This is a genomic window from Streptomyces sp. DSM 40868 (assembly GCF_011820545.1).
In the GTDB taxonomy this organism is placed as follows: Bacteria; Actinomycetota; Actinomycetes; order Streptomycetales; family Streptomycetaceae; genus Streptomyces; species Streptomyces eurythermus.
In genome coordinates, this window is sequence record NZ_CP050504.1 from 3,667,680 (window position 1) to 3,692,767 (window position 25,088).

A 25,088-nucleotide genomic window follows, 5' to 3' on the forward strand; every position below is an offset into this window, starting at 1 on the left:
CCCCCGCCTTTCCCCCCACAGCAAGACCCAGGAGCAAGACCATGGCCTCGACTTCCGTCAGCCGCACCGTGCCCGCCTCGCCCGAGAAGGTGTGGAGCCTCATAGGCGGCTTCGACGCCCTGCCCGACTGGCTCCCCTACATCCCCGAGAGCACCGCGCTCGAGGGCGGCCGGGTACGCCGGCTGACGAACCCCGAGGGCGAGGTCATCATCGAACGCCTCGTGGAGTTCAACGAGGCCGAGCGCCACTACAGCTACGCGATCCTCCAGGCCCCGTTCCCCGTCAACGGCTACGTCTCCACCCTCCGCGTCCACGCCGTCCCCGGCCGGGAGGACGCCGCCGAGGTCCAGTGGTCCGGCCGCTTCAACCCGGACGGCGCCACCGAGGACGAGGTCGTCGACCTCTTCACCGGCATCTACCGCGACGGCCTCGACGCCCTGTACCAGACCCTCGCCGCCTGACACCAGGCCGGACCGCACCGCCCCGGACGCACACCCGCGTACCGGGGCCGCGGTGTGTCCGGGCACGGAGGCCGGGCCGTCCCGCTCACCGGCGGTCGGCCCTCACAGCGCCCTGAGGGCCGCCGCCGTGGCCCGGGCCAGCTTCTCCAGGTAGCCCTTCGGCGGCTTCGGGGCGCGGATCACCACCGAGCGCCAGTACAGCGGGCCGGAGATCAGATCGAGGGCCAGCTCCGGGTCCACCCCGGCGCGCAGCTCGCCCCGCTGCTCCGCCGCCGCCACGATCCGGCTGGCCACCCCCTCCTGGCCGTCCCGCAGGGCCTTCTGGAAGGCCTGGGCGAGATCGGGGTTGCGGGCCGCCTCGGCCTGGAGGTCGGGGATGATCTGGGACGCGACCGGGTGGCGCAGGGCGCGGGACGTGACCTCGTACAGCAGGCGCAGGTCGCCCTCGAGGGAGCCGGTGTCGGGCACCGGGAAGCCGGTCACCGCCATCGCGGAGACCACGTCCAGGACCAGGTGGAGCTTGGAACGCCAGCGCCGGTACACCGCCGTCTTGCCGACGCCGGCCCGGCGGGCGATGCCCTCGATGGACATGCGGGCGTAGCCGACGGCGGCCAGTTCCTCGAAGACCGCCGTCCGGATGGCCTCGGTCACGTCCTCCCGGAGCACGGCGGCCCCGGCGGGCGCGCGGCGGCGCGGACGCGCCGGCGGCTCGTCGGCGGAGGCGGCGTTCGTCGTCATACCGCACAGCATAGGCCGTGACGACGAAACGGTTGCGTTCCGACGTGCGCTGCCCTACGCTCACGTTGCGACGATACGGTCCCGTCCCGACGTAAGAACACGTGAAGAGAAACGTAAGGAAACGCCGGCCGACGGGCACCGCGGCGCTCCCGGCGCGCGCCGGGCGCGGCATCCCCTCCCCCGAGCGAAAGCAGCGGATGTGAGTCAGGTCCTCCACACACCGCCCCCCACCCGGGCCCCGGCCGACGGCGATCTCGCGGCGCTCGCGGCCCGGCACGGCCTGTCGGTCAGCGGCGCCCGCCCCTCCCTGCCGCAGTACGTCCGCCAGCTGTGGGCCCGCCGCCACTTCATCAGTGCCTTCGCCACCGCCAAGCTCACCGCGCAGTACAGCCAGGCGAAGCTCGGCCAGGTGTGGCAGGTCATGACCCCGTTGCTGAACGCGGCGGTCTACTACTTCATCTTCGGCGTGCTGCTCGGCACCAAGCAGGACGTCGCGGACTACGTGCCGTTCCTGGTCACCGGCATCTTCGTGTGGACGTTCACGCAGAGTTCGATCATGGCGGGCACCCGGGCGATCTCCGGCAACCTCGGCCTGGTCCGGGCCCTGCACTTCCCGCGCGCCGCCCTGCCGATCTCCTTCGCCCTCCAGCAGCTCCAGCAGCTGCTGTTCTCGATGTGCGCGCTGGCCGTCATCCTGCTCTGCTTCGGCGTGCCGGTCGGCGCCTCCTGGCTGCTGGCCGTCCCCGCGCTCGTCCTGCAGTTCACCTTCAACGCGGGCGTCTCCATGATCATGGCGCGGCTGGGCGCCAAGACCCCGGACATCGCCCAGCTGATGCCCTTCGTGCTGCGCACCTGGATGTACGTGTCCGGCGTGATGTGGAGCATCGACACGATCGCCAAGCACGACGATCTGCCGCGTATTGTCACCGTTCTGCTACAGATCAACCCGGCCGCCGTCTACATCGACCTGATGCGGTTCGCGCTGATCGACAGCTTCCAGGCGCACCAACTGCCCCCGCACGTCTGGGCGGCGGCGGTCGGCTGGGCCCTGCTCGCCGGCGTCGGCGGCTTCATCTACTTCTGGAAGGCTGAGGAGACGTACGGCCGTGGCTGAGCACACCACCGAGAAGGTCCCCACCGTCGTCGCCGACCGCGTCGACATCGTCTACCGGGTCAACGGCACCGGCGCGGGCCGCGGTTCCGCCACCGCCGCCCTCAACCGCATCCTGCGCCGGGGGCAGGCCGAGAAGGCGGCCGGCGTCCGCCGGGTGCACGCGGTGAAGAAGGTGTCGTTCGTCGCCTACAAGGGCGAGGCGATCGGGCTCATCGGCACCAACGGCTCCGGGAAATCGACCCTGTTGAAGGCGGTCGCGGGCCTGCTCCCGGTGGAGAGCGGGCACATCTACACCGACGGCCAGCCGTCCCTGCTGGGCGTGAACGCGGCCCTGATGAACGACCTCACCGGCGAGCGGAACGTGTACCTCGGCGGCCTGGCCATGGGCATGTCCCGGGAGCAGATCAAGGAGCGCTACCAGGACATCGTCGACTTCTCCGGCATCAACGAGAAGGGCGACTTCATCACCCTGCCCATGCGCACGTACTCTTCCGGTATGGCCGCGCGGCTGCGCTTCTCCATCGCCGCCGCCAAGGACCACGACGTCCTGCTCATCGACGAGGCGCTGGCCACCGGTGACCGTTCCTTCCAGCGGCGTTCGGAGGAGCGGATCCGCGAACTGCGCAAGCGCGCCGGCACGGTGTTCCTGGTCAGCCACAACAACAAGTCGATCCGCGACACCTGCGAGCGGGTCCTCTGGCTGGAGCGCGGCGAACTGCGTATGGACGGACCGACGGAGGAGGTCATGAAGGAGTACGAGGCCTTCACCGGCGAGAAGAAACCGGCGGCGAAGGCGTAGTTCGCGGCCTCCCGGCGGAGAGATCAAGGTCTCCCGGCGGAGACCGCACCGGCATAACCGTTTTATATGACCTTTATATGACGTTGTGAAAGATGTGCCGGACATACCCAGCCTAAGGAGTCCACCGCGATGCCCCAGTTGAGCGTGATCGTCTATGGGTCGAACGCCCAGGGGCATCTCACCGAACTACTCGACTCTTTGACGGCCCATCCGCCGCCCGGCACCGAGGTGGTCGTCGCCGCCGTCGGCGACTGGGCACGGGAGACGGCCGAGGGCCACGCGCCCGGGGTGATCGTCGTACCGCTGCCGGACGGCACGGGCGACGCGGAGGCGCGCACGGCCGGTGCCGCCCGGGCCTCCGGCCACTGGCTGCACTTCGTGCACGCCAAGGACGGCCTCCCGGCCGGCGGGCCCCGGCTGATCGCCGAGCGCACCGCCGAACTGGACGCCCCGGACGGCACGGACCCAGTCGACGTGCTCCTGTTCGACCACGTGAGCACGGACTGGCAGGGCGTCGGCAGACCCTCCGCCGACGGCCGCCGACTGGCCGCCGCCGGCCGGGCCCCCCGCCCCCTGGACGAGGCAGCCGACCTGCTGCGGCTCGCCCCGCTGCTCGGCAACCGCGCCCTGCGCACCGCGTTCTGGCGGGCCCACGAGGAGCTGCACACCGACGCCGACGAGCCGCGCGCCGCCCACGCCGCCCTGCTGGCCGCCGGCCGGGTCGCCTGCCTGACCCAGGTCGCGTACGAACACCGCGTGCCGCGCCCGCAGAGCCTGCCGCCCCGCACACCCGAGGACCGGTTCGCGCTCATCGAGCGGTACGAGTCCCTGTTCCCGCTCGCCGGGGACCGCCGGGCCACCCACGCGGTGCTGTACGACCTGATGGTGCGTGACCTGGTCACCACCTTCGCCCGCGAGGACCTGCCCGAGCAGGTGGCCCGCGAGTTCTTCCGCCGCGCCTCGCTGGCCGCGGTCCACTGGCGCCCCGAGCACCACCGGCGCCCATCCGGTCTGGACGGCATACGGCACGCGCTGCTGGAAGAGGGCGCCTACACCCGGTACCGCGCGCTCCAGGCCGCCAACCGCACCCGCCGCGCCGCCCGCTCGACCCTGCGCACCCGCAAGCGGCAGCTGGGCACCAAGGTCCGCGACCAGCAGTACCGGCGCGCGCTGAGCCGCCCGGTGAACCCCGACCTCGCCGTGTTCGCGGCCTATTGGAACCGCGGGGTGTCCTGCAACCCGGCCGCGATCGCCGCCAAGCTCGGCGAACTCGCCCCGCACATACGCCCCGTGTGGACGGTGAGCAAGAAGAACGCGGCCCTGCTGCCGCCCGGCACCGACCATGTGATCCCCGGCTCCCGCCGCTACTGGGAGACCATGGCCACCGCCAAGTACCTGACGAACAACGTCAACTTCCCCAACGCGGTGGTCAAACGCCCCGACGCGATCCACCTCCAGACCCACCACGGCACCCCGCTCAAGCGCATGGGCATGGACCAGCGGGACTACCCGGCCGCCGCCCAGGGCCTGGACTTCGCCGCGCTGATGGCCCGCGTCGACCGGTGGGACTACAGCCTCAGCGCCAACAGCCACAGCACCCGCATGTGGGAGCGCGCCTACCCGTCCCGCTACACCTCGCTGGACTACGGCTATCCGCGCAACGACGTCTACTACACGGCCACCGCCGCCGACGTCCGCGCCGCCCGCGAGCGCCTCGGCATCGCCCCCGGGCAGACGGCCGTGCTGTACGCGCCCACGCACCGCGACTACGAGGCCGGCTTCACCCCCCGCCTCGACCTGGCCGCCCTCGCCGACCGCCTCGGCGAGAACACCGTCCTGCTCGTCCGCGCCCACTACTTCTACGGCGCCGCCGCCCAGCCGACCGCGCTGCGCCGCTCCGGCCGGATCATCGACGTCTCCGTCTACGACCCCGTCGAGGAGCTGTGCCTGGCCGCCGACGCCCTGGTCACCGACTACTCGTCGATCATGTTCGACTACGCCAACCTGGACCGGCCGATCGTGGTCTACGCCGACGACTGGGAGACCTACCGCACCACCCGCGGTGTCTACTTCGACCTGATGGCCGACCATCCCGGCCAGGTCGCCCGCACCCAGGAGGAGCTGACGGAGATCTTCCGCTCCGGCGCCTGGCGCGACGAGTGCGCGGCCAAGGCACGGGCCGCGTTCCGCCGGCGGTTCTGCGAGTACGACGACGGACGCGCCGCCGAACGGGTCGTACGGCGGGTGTTCCTCGGCGAGCCGGAGGAGGCGCTGCCCCCGGTCCTGCCCGTCGAGCGGCGCACCCCTGCCCCGACGCCCGAGGAGGCCACCGCATGACCAGCCCCGACGTCACGGTCACGATCATCGTCCACAACGACGCGGCCCGGCTGCCCCGCGCGGTCGCCTCCGTGCGCGCGCAGACCCACGCCGGCATCGAGATCGTCATCAGTGACGACCACTCCACCGACGACACCCCCGAGGTGGCCCGGCGGCTCGCCGCCGAGGACGACCGCATCCGCGTCATCCGGCTGCCGGAGAACAGCGGCGGGTGCAGCGCCCCGCGCAACCGGGCCATCGAGATCTCCCGGGCGCCGTACCTGATGTTCCTGGACAGCGACGACGAACTCCCGCCGCGCGCCGTGGAGGTGCTCCTCGCCGCGCACCAGGAACGCGAGGTCGACTTCGCCATGGGCGCGGTGCGCCGGGTCCGGGTCGACAACGGACGCCGCTCCACCTGGATGCCCCACCTGGTCGCCGAGCGCCGCACCCTGGAGGGCATCGAGGAGGACCCCCGGCTGCTCTTCGAGCACCTGGCGACGAGCAAGATGTACCGGCGCGACTTCCTGGACCGCCACCGGCTGCGCTTCCCCGAGGGCATCCACTACGAGGACCAGCTCTTCTCGGCGCAGGCGTACTGCCTGGCGAAGGCGTTCACGATCGTCCCGGACCCGGTGTACGTCTGGTACATCGAGCCGTTCGCCGCCGCGGCCTCCGCGTCCATATCCAACCAGCGGGACCGGATATCCAACGTCCGCGACCGGGTGGGCGTCCAGCGGCTGATCGACGACTTCCTGCGCGACAGCGGGCACGAGGGGCTGCGGGCGGACAAGGACTTCAAGTTCCTCAAGCACGACTTCCGCATGTACGCCGGCGACCTGCCCTACCGGGACGACGCGTGGCTGGCCTCCTTCGCCGAGATCATGAACCCGTACCTGGACACGCTGTCCCCCGAGGCGTACGACAGGCTGCCACGGGACGAACGGGTGGTGCTGGAGCTGCTGCGGCAGGAACGCACGGCCGAGGTACGGCTCGCGGCACGCGGGCTGGGGCACCAGGTGGCGCCGCGGCGGGTGACGACCGACGGCGCGGGTGGCCCGTACTGGGGCGAGACGCCGCCGGCGACGGAGCGGGCCCGCCGCGAGCTGAACCTGTCCGAACTGGAGCTGGACAGCCGCCCGTTCCCGACGGCGCGGTTCCGCCACGAGATCACGGACCTGACGTACGACCCCGGCGCGGTCCTCACCCTGACGGTCCGCACCTACGACCCCGGCCTGCGCCTGCCCGTCGGCCCCCAGCGCGCCTCGCTCCTGCTCACCCCCGGCAAGCGCCGGATGACGGTCCCGTTCCGCCTGGACCCGGTGCGCCCCGGCGTGTTCACCGGCACGGTCCGCCTCGACCTCGCCTCGGCGTCCCTTCCCGTCCAGGGCTTCGACGGCTTGCGCCACCCCGTGATCCGCCTGGAACAGCAGGGCCTGGCCAACTCGTCCGTGCTGCTCGCTCCGCTGGACTTCCCGGCGCGCACGGCCCGCGTCCCGCACCACACCGTCACCGTCGAACCGGAACCCCGCAACCCCGGCCGCCTCCAGATCCGCTGGCGGCCGGTGGGAACGAGGGCCCGGGTGCTGCGCCCGATGGCCCGCCGGGTCACCAACCCGCGCGTACGGAACGCCGCGCGGCTGGTGGCGAGCGTACTGAAGTAAGGGGCACGTGCGAGGCGCCGTCATGGCGTCTCTCCCCGCAGCCTCACCGCCCCAGCTGCGGGCAGTCGTGCCGCTGGGGCGGTACGGGTGGGCGCAGCGGCACCCTGCCGGCGCCGGTAAGCGCCCCCCTCCGGGCCCAGACCAGCTCACGGGACCACGCGGTACAGCACCTGCCCCCGTGGCCCCACGGCCGTCCTGTGGAGCCACGGGGCGGGGGCTCCCCCGACCACCCACCGCACCCCGTACTCGCGCAGGATCCCCCGCCGCTCCTCCGCCCCGGCCCCCGCCGAGAAGTACCGTTTCATCGCCGCCTCCCGACGCCCCGCGTCCGGCAGGAACACGTCCGGATAGCCGGGCGCCACGGTGTAAGGCCCGTACGCGGGGATCTGCCGGGACGGGAACCGGCGGGCCATCACCACATCGCCGTACCGCACCCCGGCCCGCGTCATCCACTGGTACCCCGCCCACGGCTGCCGGTACTTCTCCGCGATCGCCGCGGGCAGCGCGTCCCGGCGCACCACGTACCCGAGCGTCCCGGCCTGCGTCCACGCCCCCGCCACCAGCACGACGAGCAGCACGCACGCCCACCCCCGGCGCACCGCCCAGCGCCCCGCCGACACCGCCTGGAGCGCGGCGGCGAGCTGCGCCGGGATCAGCGCGGCGGGCAGCGCGCGGCCCCAGGAGTAGTGGCCGGTCAGCCCGCCCGCCGCCACCATCAGGACACCCAGGACGAAGAACAGGGCCAGCGGATCCCGGCGGTCCCGGCGCAGCCGGAACCCCAGCGCCACCACCCCGGGCAGCGCATACCCGAACCGTCCGGCCAGGTCCCGGTACAGCGACCGGTGGACCGCCTCCAGGTCCCCGCCGGCGGAGAACAGCGCGAAGAAGTCGTAGTACGGCCACAGCCACAGCACCAGCAGGCCGGTGAGCACCCCGGTGCCGAGGCGGAGCAGCGTCGCGCGCCCCGGGCGGGCCCCGGCCACCATGGCCAGTCCGCCCAGCGTCGCCACCACCCCGGTGAACTGGTGGCACAGCAGGATCCCCGCCCACAGCGCCCCCAGCGCGGCCCCCGCGCCCCACCCGGCCGGTCCGCGCGCCGCCCGGGTCAGCCACGCCCAGAAGTGGAAGGTGAGCCCGAGCGCGAAGACGCTGGGGTACGACACCGTCAGGGCCAGGGAGTTCAGCCCGAGGAAGCCGCTCCAGGCGAACAGGTCCGGACCCCACAGGAACAGCAGGCCGAGCAGGGCCAGGGCGGGGGCGGCGCGGTGTGCGGTGAGGGTGCGGACGTAGCGGTGGACGCCCGTCACCAGCAGCGCCAGTCCGGCGAGCGCGGCCAGGCGCAGGACCACGAAGACGGACAGGCCGGTCAGCTTGGCGACGATGCCGAGCAGCAGCGTCCACGGCGAGTAGTACGGGCTCGGCGTGTCGGCGTCGACCAGCGGGTTGCCGGGATGCACGAGGCTGTGCCGTAGCCGCTCGATCGTGGCCGCGTGCATGCCCAGGTCGCCCGCCCACGGCAGCCGGACGACGACCAGGAGCAGCAGCACCAGGACCAGTGCGGCGGCGCCCTGCGCCGAGATCCGGCCGGCGCGGGCCACCGGGTGGCGCGGCGCCGCCGTACGCTGCTCCGGTTCGGTGTCGGATGTCGTGGTCTGCATGATCCACCGACCCTACCGCCGTCCGTGTCCGCGTCACCCGGACAGACGAAAGACGCCCGGGGCCGCTACCGGCCCCGGGCGCCTCTCACACCGTGCGGACTACGAGTGCGTGCGCAGCAGCGTCCGCATCGTGCGCATCGCCACCGACAGGTTGGCGAGGTCGAACGAGTCCGAGCCGCGGATCTCGTCCAGCGTGGTGCGGGCCCGGCTCAGCAGCGCCGCGTTCTTCTCCTCCCACGCCTCGAACCGCTGCTCCGGCGTCGAGGTGCCGTTGCCCACCGCGAGGATGTCCGCGGTGAGGGCCGCGTGCGCCGCGTACAGGTCCTCGCGGATGGAGGCGCGGGCCATCGACTGCCAGCGGTCGGTGCGGGGCAGCTCGATGATGCGGTCCATGAGCTGGGTGATGTCCAGCCGGTCGGCGAGGTCGTAGTACACCTCGGCGACGTCCAGCGGCTCCTTGCCCATGCGGTCGGCGACCGACACGATGTCGAGCGCCGGGAAGGCGGAGGAGAAGCCGGCCACGCGGGTCGCCAGCTCGTCCGGGACGCCGGCCGCGGACAGCTCGTCGTACACGTGCTGGTACCACTCCAGGTCCGCGCCGCGCAGCAGCTTCGGCAGCTCCTGCCAGACCCGCTCGACCCGCTCGGCGAAGAACTCCACCGTCTCGGCGAGCTGGACCGGCTGCGGCCGGTTGTTCAGCAGCCAGCGCGTTCCGCGCTCGACCAGGCGGCGCGAGTGCAGCCGGATGCGGGTCTGCACGGCCGCGTCGACCTTGTTGTCCAGTGCCTCGACGGCGTCCCACACCGGTGCCGCGCAGAAGATCACGCGGGCCGCGGTCTGGGCGCGGACGATCTCCTCCAGGGAGGCGCCGGTCTCCTCGCGCAGCCGGTGCAGATACGTCGTACCGCCCGTGTTGACCGTGTCGTTGACCAGCACGGTGGTGGTGATCTCGCGGCGCAGCGGGTGGTTGTCGATGGCGTCGGCGAACCGCTCGCGCAGGGCCGTCGGGAAGTAGGCGTGCAGCAGACCGCGCAGGTACGGGTCGTCCGGCAGCGAGGTGTGCAGCAGCTCCTCGGCCACCGTGATCTTGGTGTACGCGAGGACGACGGCCGTCTCCGGGCCGGTCAGGCCCTGGTTCTGGGCGAGGCGCTCACGGATCTGCCGGTCGGTCGGCAGGAACTCCAGCGCCCGGTCCAGGTGACCCTCGCGCACCAGGTGGCGGATGAACCGCTGCTGGGCGTGGAGCATGTCCTTGGCCTGGGACAGGGCGTTGGCCAGGGCGGTGTTCTGCGCGTAGTTGTTGCGCAGGACCAGCGCGCCGACCTCGTCGGTCATCTCGGCGAGCAGCTTGTTGCGCTGCTTGACGGTCATGTCGCCGTCCGCGACCAGGCCGTTCAGCAGGATCTTGATGTTCACCTCGTGGTCGGAGGTGTCCACGCCGGCGCTGTTGTCGATCGCGTCGGTGTTGATCTTTCCGCCGTGCCGGGCGAACTCGATCCGGCCGAGCTGGGTCAGGCCCAGGTTGCCGCCCTCGCCGACGACCCTGGCCCGCAGGTCCTGGCCGTCCACGCGGATGGCGTCGTTGGCCTTGTCGCCGACGTCGGCGTGGGACTCCGTCGACGCCTTGACGTACGTGCCGATGCCGCCGTTCCACAGCAGGTCCACCGGCGCCTTGAGGATGGTCCGCATCAGGTCGGCCGGGGTCATCTTGGTGACCTTGCCGTCGATGCCGAGGGCCTCGCGGATGTGGCTGTTGAGCGGGATCGACTTGGCGGTGCGCGGGAAGATCCCGCCGCCCGTCGACAGCAGGCTGGTGTCGTAGTCGGCCCAGCTGGAGCGGGGCAGCTCGAACAGGCGGCGGCGCTCGGCGTAGGAGGTGGCCGCGTCCGGGTTCGGGTCGATGAAGATGTGCCGGTGGTCGAACGCGGCGACCAGGCGGATGTGCTCCGACAGCAGCATGCCGTTGCCGAACACGTCACCGGACATGTCACCGATGCCGACGACCGTGAAGTCCTCGCTCTGCGTGTCCACGCCCAGCTCGCGGAAGTGCCGCTTGACGGACTCCCAGGCGCCGCGCGCGGTGATGCCCATGCCCTTGTGGTCGTAGCCGGCCGAGCCGCCGGAGGCGAAGGCGTCGCCGAGCCAGAAGTCGTAGCTGTTCGCGACGTCGTTGGCGATGTCGGAGAAGGTCGCGGTGCCCTTGTCGGCGGCGACCACCAGGTAGGTGTCGTCGCCGTCGTGCCGGACCACGTCCCGCGGCGGCACGACCTCGCCGGCCACCATGTTGTCGGTGATGTCGAGCAGCGCCGAGATGAACGTCTTGTAGCTGGCGATGCCCTCGGCCAGCCAGGCGTCGCGGTCCACGCCCGGGTCGGGCAGCTGCTTGGCGACGAAGCCGCCCTTGGCGCCCACCGGCACGATCACGGTGTTCTTCACCATCTGCGCCTTGACCAGGCCGAGGATCTCCGTACGGAAGTCCTCGCGCCGGTCCGACCAGCGCAGACCGCCGCGCGCGACCTTGCCGAAGCGCAGGTGCACGCCCTCCACCCGCGGCGAGTACACCCAGATCTCGAACGCCGGGCGCGGCGCGGGCAGGTCCGGGATGGCCCGCGGGTCGAACTTCATGGAGACGTAGTCGTGCGGCTCGCCGCCCGGCCCCTCCTGGAAGAAGTTCGTGCGCAGGGTCGCCTTGATGACGGTCAGGAACGACCGCAGGATGCGGTCCTCGTCCAGGCTGGCCACCTGCTCCAGGGCCGCGTCCAGCTCCTCCAGCAGGGCGTCGGTGATCTCGACGCCGGCCTGCTGCCGCTCCGGGGACATCCGGGCCTCGAACAGGGAGACCAGGAGCCGGGTGGTGTGGACGTTGTTGCGGAGGGTGTCCTCCATGTAGTCCTGCGAGAAGGTCGAGCCGGCCTGCCGCAGGTACTTGGCGTAGGCGCGCAGCACCATCGCCTGCCGCCAGGTCAGCCCGGCGCTGAGCACGAGGGCGTTGAAGCCGTCGTTCTCGGCCTTGCCGGTCCAGGTCGCGGCGAACGCCTCCTGGAACCGCTCGCGGCCGTCGTCGCCCAGGTAGTCGCCGTTGCCGCCGCCGAGCGACTTCGGCATGCGCAGGCCGAAGTCGTAGATCCAGGCGGTGGTGCGGTCGGCGCAGCGCATCTCGTACGGGCGCTCGTCGGTGACCTCGACGCCGAGCCGGCTCAGCACCGGCAGCACCTTGGACAGCGAGACCGTGCCGCCCTTCTGGTAGATCTTGAACCGGCGCTCGTCGGGCGCGGCGCCCACCGGCTCGTACAGGCTCAGCGAGAAGTCCTTGTCCTCGCTCAGCTGCTCCAGGTGGACCAGGTCGGCGACGGCCGCGCGCGGGCTGTGGTCGGCCTTGTAGCCCTCCGGGAAGGCGTGGTTGTAGCGGCGCAGCACCTCGGCCGCGCGCTCCTCGCCGCACTCGGCGGTCAGCGCCTCGGCGAACGCGTCGGCCCAGGAGCGGGCCGCCTCCACCAGACGGGCCTCGATGCGCTCCTTGTCGGCGTCCGACAGCTCGGGCAGCTCGGTGCCCTGCGGGACACGGACCACGAAGTGCAGCCGGGAGAGGATCGACTCGGTGTTCCAGGCGGTGAAGTCGACGCTGGTGCCGCCCAGCTCCTCCTTGAGGATGTCGATGATCCGCAGGCGCACGCCGGTGGTGTAGCGGTCGCGTGGGAGGTAGACGAGGGCGGAGTAGTAGCGGCCGTACTCGTCCTGGCGCAGGTACAGCCGCAGCCGGCGGCGCTCCTGGAGGTAGAGCACGCTGGTGACGATGGCCTGGAGTTCGGCGACCGGCGTCTGGAACAGCTCGTCGCGCGGGTAGGTCTCCATGATCTGGAGCAGGTCGCGGCCGTCGTGGCTGTGCGGCGAGAAGCCGGCCCGGGCGAGCACCTCGTCCACCTTGCGGCGGATCACCGGCACCCGGCGCACCGACTCGGTGTAGGCGGCGGAGGAGAACAGGCCGAGGAAGCGGCGCTCGCCGACGACGTTGCCGTCCGCGTCGAACTTCTTGACGCCGATGTAGTCCAGGTACGACGGCCGGTGCACGGTGGCCCGGCTGTTGGCCTTGGTCAGCACCAGCAGCTTGTGCTCGCGGGCCTTGGCGCGGGCGTCGGCCGGAAGGCGCTCGAAGGAGGGGCTGACCGGGTGCTGGTCCTCCTTGGCGTGGTGCGGGTCCGAGCGCAGTATGCCGAGACCGGTGCCGGGCACGGCGGCGAGCGTGTCGTCCTCGCGCAGCTGGTACTCGCGGTAGCCGAGGAAGGTGAAGTGGTCCGCGGCCAGCCAGTGCAGCAGCTCACGGGCCTCCGCGACCTCCGGGCGGGGCAGGTCGGCGGGGGCGGGCTCGCTCTCCAGGCCGTCGGCGATCCGGATCGCCGCGTCCCGCATCTTCTCCCAGTCCTCGACGGCCTCGCGCACGTCGGACAGCACGCGCAGCAGGTCGGCGGAGATCTGCTTCAGGTCGGCGCGGTCGGTCTCCCGGTCGATCTCGACGTGGATCCAGGACTCGACGTGCGCGTCGTGCGGGAGGTCGTCGCCGACGGGCGGGGTCGGCAGCACCTCGAGCAGCTTGCCGGTCAGGTCCCGGCGGACCACGAACTGCGGGTGGATGACGACGTGGATGCCACGCCCCTGCCGCGTCAGCTCGTTGGTGACCGAGTCCACGAGGAAGGGCATGTCGTCGGTGACGGCCTCCACGACGGTGTGGCTGCACGTCCACCCGTTCTCTTCCACCGTCGGGGTGTGCACCCGCACATTGGCGGTGCCCTGCGGGCGGTTCTCGGCGAGCCGGTAGTGCGAGACCGCGGCGCCGAAGACGTCGACCGGGTCGCGGTCGGCGAGGTCTTCGGGGGCGGTGTGCAGGTAGTAGCGCTGGAGGAACGCGAGCACGGATTCGCTGTCCGGGGTGCCGGGGGTGCCCTCGCTCGTCGTCCCGGTCGGTAGGTGCCCCCCGACCGGGCTGTTCTCAGCTACCCGGGCGGCCCTTTCGAGCAGCTCGGCCTTGGCTTCGTCCAGCTTGGTCTGCATTGTCCTCTGGCTCCTGTCGCGCGCCGTTGCGTGACGTAGAAGGAAGTTCTGTCTCTTCCCTTGCGACACAACGCCACGTCCCGGGGTGTCCGGTCACTGTCGACGGTATGCCGCGAGGTGAGATGAGCGGGGAGAATTCGGCCAATTTCATGACGCCGGACGAGTGTGACGCTGCTCTCGGCAGCGCCGTGAACCCGACCGTTTCCGGCGCCGCGGAGGCGTCCGCGCCCCCGTCCCGCCCGCGAAGACCAGCGACCGCCACCCGGTCACGGAGACGAGCCGTGCAACCCGGGCGCAGGGCGGGAGCATGATCGCCCCCGCGGGATATCGCGCTGATCACGCCACAAGGCTATCGCTCTTGCCCCGGGGCGCGTCATGAGCCGCATGTGTACAAAACCGAGTGGTGAAGTTTGACGTTCTGCACAGCGATGGGGGCGGGGAGGGTGACGTATCCGGCCACCGGCGCGCGCGGCCCGCCGCCGGGTCATCCGGTCGCGTCCCCGCGTCCGCCGCCGCACTCTGAAAACCACCGGGTCCTCTTGGCAAGCGCGCCCGGCGGGGGCACGGTGCCTTGAGTCCGCCACGGGTCCCGGCGTCCCGCCGCGGAACGCCGGGTCCCACCCTCACGCACGGAGTCTGCGAGGAACCGACATGCCCACCAAGATCCTCATCGTCACCGGCGACGCGGCGGAGTCCCTGGAGGTGTTCTACCCCTACCAGCGGCTGCGCGAGGAAGGCTACGAGGTCCACATCGCGGCCCCCTCCCGCAAGACGCTCCGCTTCGTCGTCCACGACTTCGAGCCCGGCTACGACACGTACACCGAGAAGCCCGGCTACACCTGGCCCGCCGACCTGGCGTTCGCCGAGGTCGACCCCGGCGCGTACGCGGCCCTGGTGATCCCCGGCGGCCGGGCGCCCGAGTACCTGCGCAACGACGCCGAGCTGCGCAAGATCCTCAAGGCGTTCTTCGACGCGGACAAGCCCGTGGCCCAGATCTGCCACGGCCCGCTGCTCACCGCCGCGGTCGACTCCCTGCGGGGCCGCCGGGTGACGGCCTACCCGGCCCTCGAACCGGACATGCAGGCGGCCGGCGCGGACTTCCAGGACACCGAGGCCGTGGTCGACGGCACCCTGGTCTCCTCCCGCGCCTGGCCGGACCACCCGGCGTGGATGCGGGAGTTCCTGAAGGTGCTGCGGGCGACCGCGCCGGCGGACTGAGGCCGGCTATCCGGTCCCGCCGCGGGACCTGGACCGCGCCGCCGGGCGGCGGGCACGTCGTGGCCGGGCGCGCTCTTCCCCGCGCCCGGTCACGCCGCTGTTCTTCGCGCCTCCGCGACCGCCTCGGCCAGGGAGTCCACCACCGGCACCCCGGCCCCCTCCAGACTCGCCCGGCTGTGCGACCCCCCGGTGTACAGCACGGCCCGGGCCCCCACGTGCCGCGCCGCGACCGCGTCGTCCGCCGCGTCCCCGATCACCACGGTCCGCTCCGGCTCGGCGACCCCCACCAGCGCCTTCAGGTGCCGCACCATGTGCTCGGCCTTGCTGCCGCCGGACGGCCCGGTGCGCCCGTCGATCCGTACGAAGTGCGGCTCGATGCCGAAGCCCCGCACCACCGGCACCAGTTCCTCGTGCTCGTACATGCTCAGCAGCGACTGGCTGTGCCCGTCCGACCGCCACCCGGCGAGCAGTTCCTCGGCCCCCTCGGTCAGCCCGCACCGCACCCGGTGCTCGGTGTAGTACCGGTGGAAGGTCGCGTCCATCAGCTCCCACTCGGCGTCGCTCGGCAGCCGGCCGAGCAGCCGCTCGTAGAACTTCGGCACCGGTACGCAGTACAGCGAGCGGTACTGCTCGAGCGTGATCGGCGCGAGTCCCAGCTCGGCGAAGGCGGCGTTCGTCGCCCCTATGATCGCGTCATTGTCGTGGAAGAGGGTCCCGTTCCAGTCCCAGACGATGTGCGCGCTCTTGTGCGTCCCCATGCCCGAGACCGTACCCGCCACCACTGACAATCACCGTGCCGGCCGAGGTCAGGCCCGTCCGACGAGGTTGGGGATCTCCTGCGTGGCGTACCACAGCAGTTCGTGGTCGTCCGCCCCGTCCACGACGAACCGGGCGTCGTCGTCCCCGCCGTCGGCGGCCGGGAGCGCCCGCGCCGCCGCGGCCACGTCGGCTTCCGCGTCCTCGGCGTCGACGTGCACGGCGGCCGCCTTCGCCAGCGGCACCGACACCGTCACGGTCACCTGGCCGAGGGCGGAGGGTTCGAGCCCGCGGTCCGGGTCGGCCTTCGCCGCGCCGTCGGGCACGTCCACGGCGACCACGACCCGGCGCCGTACCGCGTCCGGGTCCGCCGCCAGCAGCCGCAGGGAGGCCAGCGCGGCGCGGCCGAGCGCCGCGTACTCCAGCTCCTCGATGTCCTCGGAGAGGTACCACTCGCGCAGGGCGGGCGTGACGGCGTACGCGACGAAGGGGCCGCTCCCCAGCTCACCCGTCCTGTGGGCCTCGGCGAGAGCGGGGAGGGTCAGGGGGACGTAGACGCGCATACTGGCCGCTCTTTCCTGGTCAAAGGCTCCGCTGGGGCCCCGGGGAGGGCGGCTGGCGCGTCTCCCGGAGGGCCTTCAGGATACGTGCGTCCGTCCCCTTTCGAGCCCCCGCCCGCCCCCGTCGGGACGTCAGCCCCGGGCCGCCGGTTCACCCTCTCCGGCCGCTCGACCGCGGGGTCCGGGACCCTCTTCTCACCCTGATAGGTGAGCTTGCCCGGCTCGCGCCCACCGGTCGTCCCCTGCTTGTCCGCGCCTTCCGCGCCCCGTACAAGATCCCCACCACTTGTTACCGCCCGGTACCCCCCGGGCCGGCCGAACGGGGTCCCCCATGAACAAGGTCATGAGCCGAACCGTCCAGCCCCGCCCGCGGCACCGCCCGCCGACCCGCCGCGACACCCGCCGCCCCGGCGGAGCGCCACCCCGCACGGCCGCCCGCACGACGGCCGTCCGCGCCCAGAGCCCCCGTACGACCCCACAGGCCGCCGCAGGGCAGCCCCGGCCCACCGACCTCTTCGCGGACCGCCTGCTCGCCGTCCTGAGCGGGCAGCGGCCCGTCCACTGGATGCTCCGCCACACCGCCGGCCGCGCCTACGACGACCTGGCCCGCCTCGCCGAACGCGGCCCCCTGCGCACCCGGGGCCCCCGCGGCATCCGCCCGGTCGTCCAGGACATCGGCTACTACGTCGCCGGCGAGGGCGCGCTGGAAGTCTTCGCCCGGGTCGCCACCGGCGACCGGCTGCGCGCCATGGCCTTCCGCCTGGAACGCGGCGAAGACCTCCGCTGGCGCTGCACAGCGGTGGAAACGGGTCCCGTGTGAGTCCCGGGTGGGAACGGCAAAGGGCCGGGTCCCCGTAGGAGACCCGGCCCTTGCGCACCGCCGGCCTCTCAGGCGCCGGCGTCGCTTCCCGCGTTACTTCTTACGGCGCCGGCCGCCCTTGGCCTGCCGCCGCCGCTCCGCCCGGGTCAGCCCGTCGGACTCGGACCGCACCGGCTCCTCGTCCTCCAGGTCCCGCTCCACGATGCCGCCCTCGCCGTCCACCGTCGGCGCGGAGAAGTGCAGCTCCCGGCGCTGCGGAACGTCCAGCCCCTTGGCGCGGATCTCGGGGCGGGCGGTCGCCTGCGCCGGCACCGTGTCCTGCGCGCCCTCGCCGGCCGGCTGGGCCTGCGCCTCGACCGGGACCTCCTCGACCTGCTGCTCCACCTGGACCTCCAGGTTGAACAGGTAGCCGACGGACTCCTCCTTGATGCCGTCCATCATCGCGGTGAACATGTCGAAGCCCTCGCGCTGGTACTCGACCAGCGGGTCCTTCTGGGCCATCGCGCGCAGGCCGATGCCCTCCTGGAGGTAGTCCATCTCGTAGAGGTGCTCGCGCCACTTGCGGTCCAGGACCGACAGCACGACCCGGCGCTCCAGCTCACGCATGATCTCGGAGCCGAGCTGCGCCTCGCGGGCCTCGTACTGCTCGTGGATGTCCTCCTTGATGGACTCGATGATGAACTCGGCGGTCAGACCGGCCCGGTCGCCGGCCGCCTCCTCCAGTTCCTCGATCGTGACCTTCACCGGGTACAGCTGCCGGAAGGCGCCCCACAGCCGGTCCAGGTCCCAGTCCTCGGGGAAGCCCTCGGAGGTCTCCGCGGTGACGTACGCCTCGATCGTGTCGTCCATGAAGTGCCGGATCTGCTCGTGCAGGTCCTCGCCCTCCAGGACGCGGCGGCGCTCGCCGTAGATGACCTCGCGCTGCCGGTTGAGCACCTCGTCGTACTTCAGGACGTTCTTACGGGTCTCGAAGTTCTGCGTCTCGACCTGGGCCTGCGCGGACGCGATGGCGCGGGTGACCATCTTGTTCTCGATCGGCACGTCGTCCGGCACGTTGGCCATGGACATCACGCGCTCGACCATCTGGGCCTTGAACAGGCGCATCAGGTCGTCGCCCAGCGAGAGGTAGAAGCGGGACTCGCCCGGGTCGCCCTGACGGCCGGAACGGCCGCGCAGCTGGTTGTCGATGCGCCGCGACTCGTGCCGCTCGGTGCCGAGGACGTAGAGGCCGCCGAGCGCCTCCACCTCCTCCTTCTCCGCCTTGACGGCCTGCTCGGCCTTCTCCAGGGCGGCGGGCAGGGCCGCGGCCCACTCCTCGATGTGCTCCTCGGGGTCGAGGCCGCGCTGGCGCAGCTCCGCCTCGGCGAGGTCCTCGGGGTTGCCGCCGAGCTTGATGTCCGTACCACGGCCGGCCATGTTGGTGGCCACCGTCACCGCGCCCTTGCGACCCGCCTGGGCCACGATCTGCGCCTCGCGCTCGTGGTGCTTGGCGTTCAGCACCTCGTGCTGGATGCCGCGCTTGCTGAGCTGCTGCGAGAGGTACTCCGACTTCTCGACGGAGGTCGTGCCGACGAGGATCGGCTGGCCCTTCTCGTGCTTCTCGGCGATGTCGTCCACGACCGCCTCGAACTTGGCCACCTCGGTGCGGTAGATCAGGTCCGACTGGTCCTTGCGGATCATCGGCCGGTTGGTCGGGATCGGGACCACGCCGAGCTTGTAGATCTGGTGGAACTCGGCGGCCTCGGTCATCGCCGTACCGGTCATGCCGGAGAGCTTGTTGTAGAGGCGGAAGAAGTTCTGGAGGGTGATCGTGGCGAGCGTCTGGTTCTCGTCCTTGATCTCCACCCCTTCCTTCGCCTCGATCGCCTGGTGCATGCCCTCGTTGTAGCGGCGGCCGGCGAGGATACGGCCGGTGTGCTCGTCGACGATCATGACCTCGCCGTCGATGACGACGTAGTCCTTGTCGCGCTTGAACAGTTCCTTGGCCTTGATGGCGTTGTTCAGGTAACCCACGAGCGGGGTGTTCACCGACTCGTAGAGGTTGTCGATGCCCAGCCAGTCCTCGACCTTGGCGACACCGGACTCGTGGATGGCGACCGTGCGCTTCTTCTCGTCGACGTCGTAGTCGCCGGTCTCCTCCATGCCCTTGAGCGGGTTGCCGGCCTCGCCGCGCTTGAGGCGGGTGACCAGCTTGGCGAAGTCGCCGTACCACTTGGTGGCCTGGTCGGCCGGGCCGGAGATGATCAGCGGCGTACGGGCCTCGTCGATGAGGATGGAGTCGACCTCGTCCACGATGGCGAAGTTGTGGCCGCGCTGCACCAGCTCGTCCTTCGACCACGCCATGTTGTCGCGCAGGTAGTCGAAGCCGAACTCGTTGTTCGTGCCGTAGGTGATGTCGCACGCGTACTGCTCGCGGCGCTGGGCCGGGGTCATGCTGGCGAGGATGCAGCCGACGCTCAGGCCCAGGAACTTGTGGACGCGGCCCATCATCTCGGAGTCGCGCTCGGCCAGGTAGTCGTTGACCGTGATGAGGTGGACGCCGTCCCCGGACAGGGCGTTGAGATACGCCGGCAGGGTGCCGACGAGGGTCTTGCCCTCACCGGTCTTCATCTCGGCCACATAGCCGAGGTGGAGCGCGGCACCGCCCATCAGCTGCACGTCGTAGTGACGCTGGCCGAGGACGCGCTTGGCGGCCTCGCGGACCGTGGCGAACGCCTCGGGGAGCAGGTCGTCGAGGCTCTCACCGTCGGCGTACCGCTGCTTGTACTCATCGGTGAGGGCCCGCAGCTCGGCGTCGGAGAGGTCGACGAAGTCCTCTTCGATGGAGTTGACCTGGTCCGCGATGCGGTGCAGCTTGCGCAGGATCTTGCCTTCGCCTGCACGCATGATCTTCGAGAGGACGGACACGGGGGCTGGTCTCCTTGCCGGTCGGGCCTGGGACGGTCGGTTTTCCTTCTGACTACTGAGCAACGGCCATCGTATGCGAGGACCCGGCCGCGCCGGGAGGCCTGGCGACCCGGCGGATGCTTCATCCAGGACAACGGACGGGGTATCCGGATGGTGCCGCCGCGGCGCCAGGAATTACGCGAATTGTGATCACGCGCTCACGCAGCGGGGAAATCCGTGGCGCCGGCCCGGTGTCCCGCGCAGAATCGGGCGATGGAACACGTCACGCTCACCACGGACCGTCTCGTGCTGCGCCCGGTCGGCCCCGAGGACACCGCCGCGGTGTACGCCGCCGCGCAGGACCCCGGCATCCAGCGCTGGACGACGGTTCCCTCGCCCTATCTGCCCGAGCACGCGGTCGGCTTCACGGAGCAGATCGTCCCCGAGGGCTGGGCGCGGGGGTCGATGTTCACCTTCGGCGTGTTCCTCACCGGCGGGGAGCTGGCCGGCATGCTCGCCCTGACGACGCGCTCGCCGGGCACGGCCGAGATCGGCTTCTGGGCGGCCAGGGAGCACCGCGGCCGGGGCTACGTCGGGGAGGCCACGCTCACCGCCTGCCGCTGGGCCTTCACCGAGGCCGGCGTGGACCGCGTCGAATGGCGGGCCGAGGTCGGCAACCACGCCTCCCGCGCGGTCGCCGAACGCGCGGGCTTCACCGTCGAGGGCGTGCTGCGCTCCGGCGTCACCAACAAGGGGGTGCGCCGGGACTGCTGGGTCGGCTCGCTGCTCCCCTCGGACCTGGGTCTGCCGTCCACCGCCCCGTACCTGCCCGCGCGTCCCTGAGACCCCTCGAGTCGCGGGCCCCGGGCGAACGCGCTGCCCGGCGCGGACTGTCGGTGCCACCCTCTATCGTCACGGGACATGACGACCCTTCCGCGTCCCACCACCACACTCACCGCGGACGACGCCCGCCGGATAGTCCTGCGGGCCCAGGGCCTGCTCGGCGCGCCCGACCGGCGCGCGGGGGTCCGCGGGGTGCTGCGCCGTCTCGGCGCGGTCCAGCTCGACACCATCTCGGTCCTGGCCCGTTCCCATGAACTCGTGCCGTACGCCCGGCTGGGCGCGGTCGGCCGGCGCACGGTGGAGGCCGCGTACTGGACGGACACCCACGCGTTCGAGTACTGGTCGCACGCCGCCTGCCTGCTGCCCATCGAGGAGTGGCCCTACTTCGCCTTCCGCCGCCGCGCCTACCGCGACCGCCCGCACTGGCACCACGAACTCCCCGACGGCGCCTACGACCAGGTCGTCAAGCAGCTGCGCACAGAGGGCCCGCTGACCGCCACGGAACTGGGCGGCGCGAAGAAGACGAACGACTGGTGGGACTGGTCGGGCACGAAGGTCGCCGTGGAGCGGGCGCTGATGTACGGCGAGGTGGTCTGCGTGGAGCGGCGCGGCTGGAAGCGGGTGTACGACCTCGCCGAGCGCGCGGTCCCGGCCGCGCTGCTGCACGACGAGCTGGATGACGCCGAGTGCCTGCGGCGCCTGGTGCGGCTGGCGGGCGAGGCGCTCGGCGTGGGCACGCGCGCGGACATCGCCGACTACCACCGGCTCCGGGGCGAGCAGGTCGACTCGGTGATCGCGGACTCGGGTCTGGTGCCGGTGGAGGTGGAGGGCTGGGCCAAGCCGGCGTGGGCCGACCCGGTGGCCCTGGCGACACCGCCGCGCGGCCGGCACCGCACCACGCTGCTCTCCCCCTTCGACTCCCTGATCTGGGAGCGGGCACGCACGGAACGGATCTTCGGCTTCACCCACCGGCTGGAGGCGTACGTCCCCAAGCCCAAGCGGGTGCACGGGTACTTCGCGATGCCCGTGCTCGCCGGCGGCCGGCTGGTCGGGCGGGTGGACCCGGCCCGCCAGGGCCGGGCGCTGGTGGCCAAGCAGGTCACCCTGGACGGCCCGAAGGCGGTCCCGGCGGTGGCCCGGGCCCTGACCGAGGCGGCGTCCTGGGTGGACTGCACCGACGTCCGCGTCGAGCGCGTGGATCCGCCGGAGCTGCGCGAGCCCCTCACCAGGGAACTCGCCGGGCTCCTCGGATAGCCGCTAGCGGATCTCCAGGATCTTCTCCCGCATCGCGTAGACCACGGCCTCCATCCTGGAGTGCAGCTGGAGCTTCTCCAGGATGTTGCGGACGTGGTTCTTCACGGTGTTCTCGGAGATGAACAACTCCTTGGCGATGTCCCGGTTGTTCATGCCCGTGGCGACGAGTTTGAGGACCTCCAGCTCCCGGTCGGTGAGCCGGGGCGCGGGCACCAGCCGGCGCTCGTCGGTGCGCTGGATCATCGACTTGAACTCGGTGAGGAGTTTGGACGCCATCGACGGGCTGATCTGCGACTGCCCGTCGGCCACCGCGCGAATGGCGGTGGCCACCTCGTCGGTCGAGATCTCCTTGAGGAGATATCCGGTCGCGCCCGCCTTGATCGCGTCGTAGAGGTCGGCCTCCTCGTCGCTGATCGTCAACATGATGATCTTCGCGCTGGGGGCCACCTCCTTGATGGAGGTGCAGGCCTCGATCCCGCCGCGCTTGGGCATGCGGACGTCCATCAGGACGATGTCGGGCAGCAGGTCGGCGGCCTTGTCGACGGCCTCGGCGCCGTCGCCCGCCTCGCCGACGACCTGGATGTCCTCCTCGGCCGCGAGCACGATCTCCAGGCCGCGCCGGAAGAGGGCGTGGTCGTCCACGACCAGGACTCTGATCGGCTCCTTGCGCGGCGCGTCCGCGCCCGGGTCCCTGCCGATGACAGCGTCGTCGGCGTCCCCGTCCCGCATCGGTCCGAAGGTGTCCGCCATCGTTCCTCCCCCTGAAGGCTGTGGCCTGTGGTCCTGTGCCATCGCCAACCCAAGGCAACGGCCCACCGGTTGGGCCGGTGCGGCCATGATTTCATGCCCGGGCGACACCGAGGTGACGTGCGGGGCGCGAAGTGGTCGCACGCCGGTGCCCCTGGGGGCGCACACTCGCTCCAGGGGCACCGGCTCAGCTTCAGCCGGGTGGGTCAGCCGCCCAGCGTGCCCCCCGCCGTGGGGGCCTGCGCCTCGGCGACCATCGGGTCCGTGCTGAGATGGATCACGCCGTAGTCGTAGGCGTGCCGCCGGTAGACGACGCTCGGTTCCTTCGTCTCGGAGTCGACGAACAAGTAGAAGTCGTGGCCGACCAGCTCCATCTCGTAGAGGGCCTGGTCGAGGGTCATCGGGGCGGCGACGTGGGTCTTCTCGCGGACGACGAGGGGGCCTTCGCCCTTGACCTCGAGGGAGCCGATCTTCTTGGTCGGCACCCCGTCGGACTCCTCCTCCGAGGCGGACAGGCCGTTGCCGTTCAGCGTCGCCACGCCCGGGACGTGGTCGGGGACCTCGGCCGCCGAGATCCGGCGCGCGCCTCGGCGTGAGAACCGCTTGTCGTGCTGCTTGCGCAGCCGCGCGTCCAGCTTCTCCGCCGCCATGTCGAGTGCGGCGTAGGGATCGCTGGCCGCTGCCTCCGCCCGGATCACCGGACCGCGGGAGCGGAGCGTGATCTCCACTCGGTCACAGCGGTCGGCCTGCCGGGGGTTGGGCTCCTTGGACACCTCGACGTCGAGGCTGATCACCTTGGCATCGAGCCTCTGGATCTTCTCCAGCTTCAGCTTCTCGGCCACGTGCTTGCGGAACCGCTCGGGCACCTCGGTCTTGCGGCCCTTGACGACGATGTCCACGCAGAACTCCGTTCCCGGATCGCTCCGCTCCATCGGCGGAGCGTCTCCCTTTCGCACCAGGTCCGGTGATCACCGGACCTCGGACTCGGTGACTTCCACCTCCTCCTCCCCCGGGGGCGAGATCTCCACCCCACCGGCGCGGGTGATTGCGGAAAACCGCGCACGGCATTCGGATATGCGAGGTGTGTGGCCTGCGCCTTTCCTCACAACCGAACATATCTCGCCCGGAGCGATGGCGTCACCCTCTCTGCCGCCGCACCTCCGTTCAGGTGAATTAAAGCTCTCACTACCTGCAACGATGCACGTTGACGATCAGTTCCTGATTATTTCCAGAGAATCGGCGGGAGCGGCGATCACGGCGGCACGCGGCATCCGCGCGCGGGCGTTCGGCACCGCCTTTTCCGGTGCACTGTGCACCGACTCCGTCCTCTCCTGCTCCGAACCGATCCGTCGTTCCTCCCTACCTTCCCGGGTTATGGCCCGATACACGGCCCTTCCGCCATTGGCGCCGGATACCCCGGACACCACGGTCTCCCGCAGGGCCCGCGTCGCCTCCGCGAGACTGGCGCCCGTCGTCATGAGGTCGTCGACGAGCACGACGCGCCGGCCGTCGCCGAGCAGCGGGGCGCCCCCCGCGGTCACCTCCAGCGCCCCGGCGAGGTTCGCCAGCCGCCCCGGCGCGTCCAGCCCCGCCTGGTCGGCGACGGCCCGCCGCTGCCGCAGCACGGCCGCCACCCGCGCCGGCGTCCCGGTGCGCCGCAGCTCCCGCGCCGCCGCGAGCGCCATCCGCCGCACCGGATCGTGTCCCCGCGCCCGCACCGCCCACCGCGCGGAGGGCACGGGAACCAGCAGCAGGGGTTCCCGCCAAGTGGGCACCACCGGCCCGGCACCGGCGCCCCCGCCCGCACCTAGGCCGAGGCCACTCGCGCCGGGGCCGAGGCCGCCCGCATCCTCGACACCCTCCGCGAGGCCCGCCCGCACAGCCCGCGCCAGCGCCACGCCCAGCGCACCCGCGAGAGCCAGCGCGCCCCGCTCCTTGTGGGCCAGCAGCAGCGCGCGCACCTCCGCCGCGTAGGGAGCCACCGCGTGCACCACCGGCAGCCCGGCCGGCTCCGGCACCGGCCGTGCCCGCCGTGCCACGCCCCCGTCCAGCGTGGCCCGGCACCGCGGGCACAGCGCCGTACGAGGTGCCCCACAGCCCGCGCAGTCGGCCGGCAGCACCAGGTCGGTGAGGTCCTGCCACCACCCCCGCATGACCACCACTGTGCCCGCGCCGCCGTCGGCCCGCCACCCCTGTGGAAAACCACCT

The 25,088-nt window shown here is 71.7% G+C and carries 18 protein-coding genes; 9 read left to right on the forward strand and 9 right to left on the reverse strand.

Annotated elements, in window-relative coordinates:
* The first annotated feature begins 41 nt into the window (after positions 1-41).
* Positions 42-461 (forward strand): SRPBCC family protein, encoded by a 420-nt coding sequence (locus HB370_RS16530; RefSeq protein WP_030782900.1) that lies wholly within the window; start codon positions 42-44, stop codon positions 459-461.
* Between the two features lie 102 nt (positions 462-563).
* Here the strand turns inward: HB370_RS16530 and HB370_RS16535 are convergent, their stop codons facing one another.
* On the reverse strand, positions 564-1,199 hold the full coding sequence (locus tag HB370_RS16535) for a TetR/AcrR family transcriptional regulator (RefSeq protein ID WP_030782903.1): 636 nt from the start codon (positions 1,197-1,199) through the stop codon (positions 564-566).
* 199 nt (positions 1,200-1,398) lie between these two features.
* Between HB370_RS16535 and HB370_RS16540 the strand changes: the two genes are divergently transcribed.
* From HB370_RS16540 to HB370_RS16555, 4 genes are all read left to right on the forward strand, one after another.
* Positions 1,399-2,313: an ABC transporter permease gene (locus HB370_RS16540; protein ID WP_030782906.1), complete on the forward strand. Its 915-nt coding sequence runs from the start codon at positions 1,399-1,401 to the stop codon at positions 2,311-2,313.
* The gene (locus HB370_RS16545) at positions 2,306-3,112 is read left to right on the forward strand and encodes an ABC transporter ATP-binding protein (RefSeq protein ID WP_037701604.1); all 807 of its coding nucleotides are present in this window, start codon (positions 2,306-2,308) and stop codon (positions 3,110-3,112) included. The genes HB370_RS16540 and HB370_RS16545 overlap by 8 nt, the downstream gene beginning before the upstream one ends.
* 129 nt (positions 3,113-3,241) lie before the next feature.
* Complete coding sequence (locus tag HB370_RS16550) at positions 3,242-5,449, forward strand: CDP-glycerol:glycerophosphate glycerophosphotransferase (protein ID WP_030782912.1); 2,208 nt, start codon at positions 3,242-3,244, stop codon at positions 5,447-5,449.
* On the forward strand, positions 5,446-7,092 hold the full coding sequence (locus HB370_RS16555) for a glycosyltransferase family 2 protein (protein WP_030782915.1): 1,647 nt from the start codon (positions 5,446-5,448) through the stop codon (positions 7,090-7,092). Before HB370_RS16550 ends, HB370_RS16555 begins: the two co-directional genes overlap by 4 nt.
* Before the next feature lie 146 nt (positions 7,093-7,238).
* Here the strand turns inward: HB370_RS16555 and HB370_RS16560 are convergent, their stop codons facing one another.
* Positions 7,239-8,750, reverse strand: coding sequence for a hypothetical protein (locus HB370_RS16560; protein WP_244405540.1), 1,512 nt, complete (start codon positions 8,748-8,750; stop codon positions 7,239-7,241).
* 99 nt (positions 8,751-8,849) lie between these two features.
* A complete protein-coding gene (locus HB370_RS16565; protein ID WP_030782922.1) occupies positions 8,850-13,796 on the reverse strand; it encodes an NAD-glutamate dehydrogenase in 4,947 nt (1,648 codons plus the stop codon).
* A gap of 651 nt (positions 13,797-14,447) precedes the next feature.
* Between HB370_RS16565 and HB370_RS16570 the strand changes: the two genes are divergently transcribed.
* Positions 14,448-15,014 carry a DJ-1/PfpI family protein gene (locus HB370_RS16570; protein ID WP_030782925.1) on the forward strand — a complete coding sequence of 189 codons (567 nt, stop codon included), beginning with the start codon at positions 14,448-14,450 and terminating at the stop codon, positions 15,012-15,014.
* Between the two features lie 89 nt (positions 15,015-15,103).
* Here the strand turns inward: HB370_RS16570 and HB370_RS16575 are convergent, their stop codons facing one another.
* Both HB370_RS16575 and HB370_RS16580 read right to left on the reverse strand, forming a co-directional pair.
* Positions 15,104-15,772 carry an HAD family hydrolase gene (locus tag HB370_RS16575; protein WP_030782928.1) on the reverse strand — a complete coding sequence of 223 codons (669 nt, stop codon included), beginning with the start codon at positions 15,770-15,772 and terminating at the stop codon, positions 15,104-15,106.
* Positions 15,773-15,820: 48 nt separating this feature from the next.
* Positions 15,821-16,333 carry a hypothetical protein gene (locus HB370_RS16580; protein ID WP_030782933.1) on the reverse strand — a complete coding sequence of 171 codons (513 nt, stop codon included), beginning with the start codon at positions 16,331-16,333 and terminating at the stop codon, positions 15,821-15,823.
* Positions 16,334-16,661: 328 nt separating this feature from the next.
* On the opposite strand from HB370_RS16580, the gene HB370_RS16585 reads away from it, so the two are divergent.
* On the forward strand, positions 16,662-17,150 hold the full coding sequence (locus HB370_RS16585; protein WP_030782936.1) for an Rv3235 family protein: 489 nt from the start codon (positions 16,662-16,664) through the stop codon (positions 17,148-17,150).
* A 93-nt stretch (positions 17,151-17,243) separates the two neighbouring features.
* Here the strand turns inward: HB370_RS16585 and secA are convergent, their stop codons facing one another.
* Positions 17,244-20,057 carry a preprotein translocase subunit SecA gene (gene secA / locus HB370_RS16590; protein ID WP_030782938.1) on the reverse strand — a complete coding sequence of 938 codons (2,814 nt, stop codon included), beginning with the start codon at positions 20,055-20,057 and terminating at the stop codon, positions 17,244-17,246.
* A 252-nt stretch (positions 20,058-20,309) separates the two neighbouring features.
* On the opposite strand from secA, the gene HB370_RS16595 reads away from it, so the two are divergent.
* Entirely contained in the window at positions 20,310-20,879 is a 570-nt protein-coding gene (locus tag HB370_RS16595) for a GNAT family N-acetyltransferase (RefSeq protein WP_030782941.1), read from the forward strand.
* Between the two features lie 78 nt (positions 20,880-20,957).
* On the forward strand, positions 20,958-22,133 hold the full coding sequence (locus HB370_RS16600; protein WP_030782944.1) for a crosslink repair DNA glycosylase YcaQ family protein: 1,176 nt from the start codon (positions 20,958-20,960) through the stop codon (positions 22,131-22,133).
* 3 nt (positions 22,134-22,136) lie between these two features.
* Here the strand turns inward: HB370_RS16600 and HB370_RS16605 are convergent, their stop codons facing one another.
* The 3 genes from HB370_RS16605 to HB370_RS16615 all read right to left on the reverse strand — a co-directional run bounded on the left by HB370_RS16605 (position 22,137) and on the right by HB370_RS16615 (position 25,033).
* The gene (locus tag HB370_RS16605) at positions 22,137-22,883 is read right to left on the reverse strand and encodes a response regulator transcription factor (protein ID WP_030782947.1); all 747 of its coding nucleotides are present in this window, start codon (positions 22,881-22,883) and stop codon (positions 22,137-22,139) included.
* 203 nt (positions 22,884-23,086) lie between these two features.
* Positions 23,087-23,812 carry a ribosome-associated translation inhibitor RaiA gene (raiA, locus tag HB370_RS16610; protein WP_030782950.1) on the reverse strand — a complete coding sequence of 242 codons (726 nt, stop codon included), beginning with the start codon at positions 23,810-23,812 and terminating at the stop codon, positions 23,087-23,089.
* A 279-nt stretch (positions 23,813-24,091) separates the two neighbouring features.
* On the reverse strand, positions 24,092-25,033 hold the full coding sequence (locus tag HB370_RS16615) for a ComF family protein (protein WP_030782954.1): 942 nt from the start codon (positions 25,031-25,033) through the stop codon (positions 24,092-24,094).
* Positions 25,034-25,088: the final 55 nt, after the last annotated feature.

What these genes read in the sequence shown, in the direction of transcription:
- HB370_RS16530 (WP_030782900.1), top strand. Translation starts at nt 42, where the DNA reads ATGGCCTCGACTTCCGTCAGCCGCACCGTGCCCGCCTCGCCCGAGAAG.
- HB370_RS16535 (WP_030782903.1), bottom strand. Translation starts at nt 1,199, where the DNA reads ATGACGACGAACGCCGCCTCCGCCGACGAGCCGCCGGCGCGTCCGCGC.
- HB370_RS16550 (WP_030782912.1), top strand. Translation starts at nt 3,242, where the DNA reads ATGCCCCAGTTGAGCGTGATCGTCTATGGGTCGAACGCCCAGGGGCAT.
- HB370_RS16555 (WP_030782915.1), top strand. Translation starts at nt 5,446, where the DNA reads ATGACCAGCCCCGACGTCACGGTCACGATCATCGTCCACAACGACGCG.
- HB370_RS16560 (WP_244405540.1), bottom strand. Translation starts at nt 8,750, where the DNA reads ATGCAGACCACGACATCCGACACCGAACCGGAGCAGCGTACGGCGGCG.
- HB370_RS16565 (WP_030782922.1), bottom strand. Translation starts at nt 13,796, where the DNA reads ATGCAGACCAAGCTGGACGAAGCCAAGGCCGAGCTGCTCGAAAGGGCC.
- HB370_RS16570 (WP_030782925.1), top strand. Translation starts at nt 14,448, where the DNA reads ATGCCCACCAAGATCCTCATCGTCACCGGCGACGCGGCGGAGTCCCTG.
- HB370_RS16575 (WP_030782928.1), bottom strand. Translation starts at nt 15,772, where the DNA reads ATGGGGACGCACAAGAGCGCGCACATCGTCTGGGACTGGAACGGGACC.
- HB370_RS16580 (WP_030782933.1), bottom strand. Translation starts at nt 16,333, where the DNA reads ATGCGCGTCTACGTCCCCCTGACCCTCCCCGCTCTCGCCGAGGCCCAC.
- HB370_RS16585 (WP_030782936.1), top strand. Translation starts at nt 16,662, where the DNA reads ATGAACAAGGTCATGAGCCGAACCGTCCAGCCCCGCCCGCGGCACCGC.
- HB370_RS16595 (WP_030782941.1), top strand. Translation starts at nt 20,310, where the DNA reads ATGGAACACGTCACGCTCACCACGGACCGTCTCGTGCTGCGCCCGGTC.
- HB370_RS16600 (WP_030782944.1), top strand. Translation starts at nt 20,958, where the DNA reads ATGACGACCCTTCCGCGTCCCACCACCACACTCACCGCGGACGACGCC.
- HB370_RS16605 (WP_030782947.1), bottom strand. Translation starts at nt 22,883, where the DNA reads ATGGCGGACACCTTCGGACCGATGCGGGACGGGGACGCCGACGACGCT.
- raiA (WP_030782950.1), bottom strand. Translation starts at nt 23,812, where the DNA reads ATGGAGCGGAGCGATCCGGGAACGGAGTTCTGCGTGGACATCGTCGTC.
- HB370_RS16615 (WP_030782954.1), bottom strand. Translation starts at nt 25,033, where the DNA reads ATGCGGGGGTGGTGGCAGGACCTCACCGACCTGGTGCTGCCGGCCGAC.